General features: G+C 68.8%; 7 protein-coding genes and 1 tRNA gene. 6 read left to right on the forward strand and 2 right to left on the reverse strand.

The genetic code is table 11. The annotated features are described in order from the left end of the window. Window positions 1-333: 333 nt before the first annotated feature. Window positions 334-1,005 (reverse strand): GPP34 family phosphoprotein, encoded by a 672-nt coding sequence (locus FRW57_RS16120; RefSeq protein ID WP_137120626.1) that lies wholly within the window; start codon window positions 1,003-1,005, stop codon window positions 334-336. 727 nt (window positions 1,006-1,732) lie between these two features. On the opposite strand from FRW57_RS16120, the gene FRW57_RS16125 reads away from it, so the two are divergent. From FRW57_RS16125 to FRW57_RS24105, 3 genes are all read left to right on the forward strand, one after another. Beyond that, window positions 1,733-1,951, forward strand: a complete 219-nt coding sequence (locus tag FRW57_RS16125; RefSeq protein WP_137120627.1) for a helix-turn-helix transcriptional regulator — start codon at window positions 1,733-1,735, stop codon at window positions 1,949-1,951. 70 nt (window positions 1,952-2,021) lie between these two features. Then, window positions 2,022-2,603, forward strand: a complete 582-nt coding sequence (locus FRW57_RS24100) for a hypothetical protein (protein WP_203230365.1) — start codon at window positions 2,022-2,024, stop codon at window positions 2,601-2,603. Window positions 2,604-2,768: 165 nt separating this feature from the next. After that, window positions 2,769-3,404 (forward strand): hypothetical protein, encoded by a 636-nt coding sequence (locus FRW57_RS24105; RefSeq protein ID WP_203230366.1) that lies wholly within the window; start codon window positions 2,769-2,771, stop codon window positions 3,402-3,404. A 149-nt stretch (window positions 3,405-3,553) separates the two neighbouring features. Here FRW57_RS24105 and FRW57_RS16135 read toward each other — a convergent pair. Continuing rightward, a tRNA-Tyr gene (locus FRW57_RS16135) sits at window positions 3,554-3,637 on the reverse strand. Between the two features lie 93 nt (window positions 3,638-3,730). Here FRW57_RS16135 and FRW57_RS16140 point away from each other — a divergent pair. The 3 genes from FRW57_RS16140 to FRW57_RS16150 form a co-directional block, all read left to right on the forward strand. Continuing rightward, window positions 3,731-4,228 carry a YajQ family cyclic di-GMP-binding protein gene (locus FRW57_RS16140; protein ID WP_137120629.1) on the forward strand — a complete coding sequence of 166 codons (498 nt, stop codon included), beginning with the start codon at window positions 3,731-3,733 and terminating at the stop codon, window positions 4,226-4,228. A 95-nt stretch (window positions 4,229-4,323) separates the two neighbouring features. Further along, entirely contained in the window at window positions 4,324-5,544 is a 1,221-nt protein-coding gene (locus FRW57_RS16145; RefSeq protein ID WP_152186475.1) for a multidrug effflux MFS transporter, read from the forward strand. A 9-nt stretch (window positions 5,545-5,553) separates the two neighbouring features. After that, on the forward strand, window positions 5,554-5,827 hold a 274-nt coding region (locus FRW57_RS16150), incomplete at its 3' end, for an NTP transferase domain-containing protein (RefSeq protein WP_152186476.1).

Below are 5,827 nucleotides of genomic sequence, written 5' to 3' on the forward strand. Positions count from 1 at the left end.
GCCGCTGGACCTGTCCGGTCACGCTGCCAAGGTCCTCTCCCGACGGTGGAGGTGGACCAGCGGGACCATCCCGCCGCACCCAAGGTTCGCGGATGAGCGGTCACTTTCGCCGTCGCGGAAGTCATTTGCCGGCTGCTGCTGCACCTGCCCGACGAATTGGTGCCGCTCGTCGTGCTCCCGGCCACGTTCCTAGTCTGGGGAGTCGCCACGAGGTACCTAGCGGTACGACGGAATCCGTAACCGGACATGAGTAGGGAGCCGATACGCGCCCCTCAGGTCTAGGTCGCTTAGCGTGGCATCGCCCGGCGCGCAATCCAAGGCCTGTGGCGGGTTTCAGGGCCCGATGCCCGGCCAGGAGGGCGTGATTCCCAGCCCCGGGGCCATACTCACCAGATAGGAAACGGCTTCGTTGAGTCGGCGCACCAGCGCGCTGTCCTCGAGGAGGACGCGGGTCGGCTCCACGACAGCTGGGTCGATGAACGCGCTCCGGCTCAGGACGTGTTCCGCCACGTCGGCGCACCACGCTACAGCGAGCACGCCATGGTCCTGCGCCGTGGCCGGCTCGGCCCCGTGGATCACGTTGCGCAGGTGAGCGCGAGCCCGGTGGGTGGCGCCGCGATCCGGACGGTGCCGCGGCGTCAACCAGCGCCGCACCGGCCGACGGACGGCGATCGCCAGGCCGCGGTGTACGAGATCCGTCCCTACCGCCTCCCACATCCCTGATCCGAGGGTGTTGATCGCGTGGATGACGGGGATCGGCTGTGACGGTGCGGCCTGAGTGAGCCGGGCAGCCCATGCCCTGGTGAGCGGGTCCGAGGGGCTGACACCGGTGGCCCGCACCTGCGGCTCGTCGTCGGTGCCAGCCCAACCCGCCGCGCCACTGTCAAGGACGTCGAGGAGTGCTCCTGCGGTGATCGCCACGCGCAGGGTCCCCACCCGTGGCCGCAGCAACTGTTCATCTTGCCCCAACAGCCACAGCACCTGTGCCACCAACAGCTCCGCCATTCACTGACCCTCCCACGTCCAGAGGGGCCCACGCGGACTGAAGCGGCCGACTCCATGACGCCCGCTGGGTGGCTGTGCAGGGAGGACGGCGCCAGACGGGAGAGCACCACGGCCCCCGCTGTCGCAGGTCACTCCGCAAAGGAATCCCGCCACGGCACACGGTTGACGCATCAGCGATCCATGCGCCATAAGCCGAACCACCTACGGGAACGAGCAGGGCGAAACGGGTCAGCGAGCCTGCGTGAGGGACCATCGTCGCCGTATAGGTCGTCCGGATCTCGTACCGGGACGGGGGCCCTCTACGGGGCGGTTCCGGTGATGGTGCTTGGTGCCCTCGTCGGCAGAGCCGGCGTAACCAACCGCGCAAGGCGGCAATAACCCGGACGACCCGCGCTCAGCCTTCCCAAGATTGATGATCGAGCAGGACGACCAGTCCTTGCCGAACTGGATCGGGCGAGGGTCCATCAGAGTGCAGAGCGATGGTGCCCCCGAACCGGAGTAGACAACCCGTGATCCGATGCGGCAGCGGGAGAGTGCGCAGAGCGCGGGCAAGATTCCCGGCGACAACACGTGGCAGAACGCGCCAGTCCGTCCCGAGCTCCTCGTCCACAGAACCGCCCCAACCCGGTGCTGGAAACGCACCGCCGACTCATGCTGGCGTTGACGTCCAATGGTGGACCGCCGCGCCGGTAGTCGAACCAGACCCAACGGCGCCGAAGGAGCCGAGATGACCATTCACAAACTCCCGGTCAACGGCAGGACCACCGCCCGCGACCTCCTCACCGTCGCCGAGGTCTGCGCCGAGCTCGGCGTGGCTAGATCCACCTTCTACGACTGGCGCGCCGCACACAAAGGACCCCATGGCCTCAAGCTGCCGAATGGTGAGGTCCGCATCCGCCGGGACGAGCTCGACCGCTGGCTGAAGTGCCTGGAAGAGATGGCATGACGCCCATGTCCCACCGCCGGCTCACGCCGGGTGACCTGACGTGACGCGCTCCGACCCCACCGCGTTCAACGTGCGCATCTGGGACATCCGGGCTCGAAAGGGTCGCAGCCGGAATGGGTACGTCGTGCGACGGCTCGTGGCCGGCCGTTCCCACCAACGCACCTTCGCCACGCGCAAGCTCGCCGATTCCTTCCGTACCAGCATTGTCGTCGCCGCCCGAGAAGGGTCTGCGTTCGACCCACAGAGCGGCCTGCCCACCGTCCTGACGGACATCGGCGTGAGAACGACCTGGTACGAGCATGCCTGCGCCTTCGTTGACCTCAAGTGGGACCACGTCTCGGCCCGCCACCGCAAGGGGATCGCCGAGGCCCTCACCACCGTGACCTGTGCCCTGGTGATCGACCCCGACAGCGCTCCGCCCGGTGGCCTGAGGCTTGCCTTGATGGGCTGGTCGTTCAACAAGACCGCCCGGGGTGCAACGGCACTCTCAGAGGCGGGCGTCCCGCCCCAACAGTGGGCATCAAGCCTGCGATGGATGGAACGCCGCTCGGAGCCGCTCGCGCGCTTGGCGCAACCCGAGGTCGTGCGCCGAGGCTTGGACGCCAATCTCGACGACGCTCGAAGGCAAACCAGCCTCCTCCGCGACCGTTAGACGGAAGCGATCTGCCTTCTACAGCGCCTTGGCCTACGCGGTCGAGCTCGGCCAGCTGCAAGCGAATCCCTGGACAAGCTGAGGTGGTCCCCCCCACCGCACACGGACAACGTCGATCGGCGCGTTGTCGTCAACCCGGACCAAGCGCGCAGACTGCTCGGCGAGGTGGCCAGGGCACGCCCGGCCCTGGAAGCGTTCTTCGCGTGCATCTACTTCGCCGCCATGCGCCCCTCAGAGGTGCGCCACCTGCGGGTTCAGGACTGTGTCCTGCCCGAGTCCGGGTGGGGCACCCTCCTCCTCGCGGGGTCCACCCAAGAAGCGGGACGGGGCTGGACCGACTCCGGAGAGGGCAACGAGGATCGCGCACTCAAGCACCGAGCGATGCGCCAAGTCCGGCCGGTGCCGGCCACCCCCGAGCTGGTTGCCATCCTCCGCCGGCACGTGGACGCCTTTCCGCCGGGCACCGGTGGCCGGTTGTTCGTGACGCGCACCGGTCGTGCCGGTGTCCCCTTGGTCGCGCCATACTCCAAGCCGATCTCGATGGGGATTGTCTACCGGACGTGGTCAGCGGCCCGTCGGGAGGCGCTCACGGAGACGGAGGCGGCCTCCCCGCTTGCCCGACGGCCGTACGACCTGCGCCACGCCGCCGTATCGCTGTGGCTGAACGCCGGAGTCCCCGCCACCCAGGTGGCCGAGTGGGCAGGGCACAGCGTGAACGTCCTGCTACGTGCCTACGCGTCCTGCGTCGCCGGCCAGGAGGACCTTGCCATGTCGCGCATCGAGTCCATCCTGCGGCAGTAGCCCTTCGCTCGCCTCAGCTGGTTGACCGCATTTGCCCGCGTACTGCCCGCGAAGACCCGTAGAACGCCGGTTTTGCCCGGTGACGGCCGGATCAAAGGGGGCGGGCCCCCGACCAGCGTCTCCGCAGGTCAGGGGCCCGTTCGCGCACGTGGTGGCAGGTGAAGGATTCGAACCTTCGAAGCTTTCGCGACGGATTTACAGTCCGCTCCCATTGGCCGCTCGGGCAACCTGCCGTGGTGCAGGTGGCAGGATAGCAACAGGCCCGCGGGGCGCGTCCAATCGGCGCCGGCGGGATGATCGCGAACGGCACCGACCCGAGGAGTTCCATGGCCGACTCATCCTTCGACATCGTCAGCAAGGTGGACCGCCAGGAGGTCAGCAACGCGCTCAACCAGGCCAGCAAGGAGGTCGGTCAGCGCTACGACTTCAAGAACATCGGCGCCGACATCGCCTGGAGCGGTGACACGATCGTCATGAAGGCGAACAGCGAGGAGCGCGTGCGCGCCGTCCTCGACGTGTTCCAGACCAAGCTGGTCAAGCGCGGTGTCTCGCTGAAGACGCTGGATCTGAGCAACGACGGGGACCCGAAGCCCAGCGGCAAGGAGTATCGACTCGAGGCGACCCTCAAGGAGGGCATCAGCCAGGAGGACGCCAAGAAGGTGTCCAAGCTGATCCGGGACGAGTTCGGCAAGAAGGTCAAGGCCACGATCCAGGGAGACGAGCTGCGGGTGTCGGGCAAGTCGCGCGACGACCTGCAGGCGGTCCAGCAGATGCTCAAGGGCGCCGACCTCGACGTGGCCCTGCAGTTCGTGAACTACCGCTAGCCCGCGCACCGCGCTTTCTGTGCCTCAACCCGGTTCGCAGGGACGAAGAGGCGGGTGACAGCGCTCTGACTGACAGAAAGCGGGGTGGGCCGAGCATGGGTGGAGGCGTCCGGGCCGCCACGCAGTCGTCACCGACGCGGTCACGCAAGCTGGCGGTGCTCGTCGTCCTCGGAGGGCTGAGCGCATTCGGTCCGCTGTCGATCGACATGTACCTCCCGGCCCTGCCGCGCATCGCCGGGGACCTGTCGACCAGCGACACCCTCGTCCAGATCACCCTTACGGCCTGCCTGGTCGGTCTCGCCCTGGGGCAGGCCCTGGCTGGCCCGCTCAGTGACACGCTCGGGCGCCGCAGGCCGCTGCTCGCCAGCCTTGTCGTGTATGCCGTCGCGTCGGTGCTCTGCGCCGTGGCACCCTCGATCTCCCTGCTCATCGCGATGCGCCTGTTGCAGGGGCTCGCCGGCGCCGCCGGGATCGTCATCGCCAGGGCGGTGATCCGAGACCTGCGCGAGGGACCGGCGTTGGCGCGCCTCTTCGCCATGGTGATGATGATCAACGGACTGGCGCCCATCCTGGCGCCGGTGGTCGGCGGGCAGGTGCTGCGGTTCGGCTCCTGGCGCTGGGTGTTCGTGATCCTTGCCGTCCTCGGCGCGCTCCTGTTGGCAGCGGTGGTCGCGTGGCTGCCCGAGTCGTTGTCGCCGGATCGGAGGCACGCGGGCAGCATCGCGCGGACGCTGCGCACATTCGTCTCCCTCGCCCGCGACCGGACGTTCGTCGGCCACCTGCTGACCATCGGGCTGAGCTTCGGCGCGATGTTCGCCTACATCTCCGCGTCACCGTTCGTGCTGCAGCAGCTGCGCGACCTCACCCCGCAGCAGTTCAGCCTGGTGTTCGGCGCCAATGCGGTTGGCCTCGTGGTCTGTTCGCAGCTCACCGGAGTCCTCGTCGGACGCGTCGACCCGTCCCGCCTGCTGCGCCTCGGCGTCGTCCTGCAGGTGTGCGGGACGGTGGGCGTGCTGCTGGTTGTCGCGAGCGGTCCGCTGTGGGGGTTGCTGGTCGCACTGTTCGTCTCCGTCGCCACGATCGGCCTGATCATGCCCAACGCCACGGCGCTGGCGTTGGCCGACCACGGTGCCCACGCGGGCACCGCCTCGGCGATGCTCGGCACCGTCCAGTTCCTCGTCGGCGCCCTGGCCCCGGTCCTGATGGGCATCGGCGGCATGGGGCAAGCCACCGGAATGGGAGTGGTCATGACGGCGCTCGCGGCAGCGTCGCTGGTCGCGTGCTTCGGCCTTGCCCGCGCGAGGGTGGCGGCCTGAACCTTGACCATGGACAGCGAAGGGGCGTCGGAGCGCCACGGGTCGGCGCCGGTCGATGCCGTGCTCGTCGCCACGACCTCCACCAACCTCCCGGTGGGCCAGCCGACCGTGCTGCGCCGCGTGGGAGGTGTGACCCTGTTGCACCGCGCGCTCGCCTCGCTGCAGCGGGCAGGAGTCCGGCGGGTCGTCGTGGTGGCAGGGCAGCGCAGCGAGCGCCTCCAGGCAGCGCTGCGCACCGAGCCGCTGGACGTCGAGCTGGTCGTCGACCCGGACCGCCAGCACG

Origin of the sequence: Segeticoccus rhizosphaerae, assembly GCF_009192725.1 — a bacterium.
Lineage (GTDB): Bacteria > Actinomycetota > Actinomycetes > Actinomycetales > Dermatophilaceae > Segeticoccus > Segeticoccus rhizosphaerae.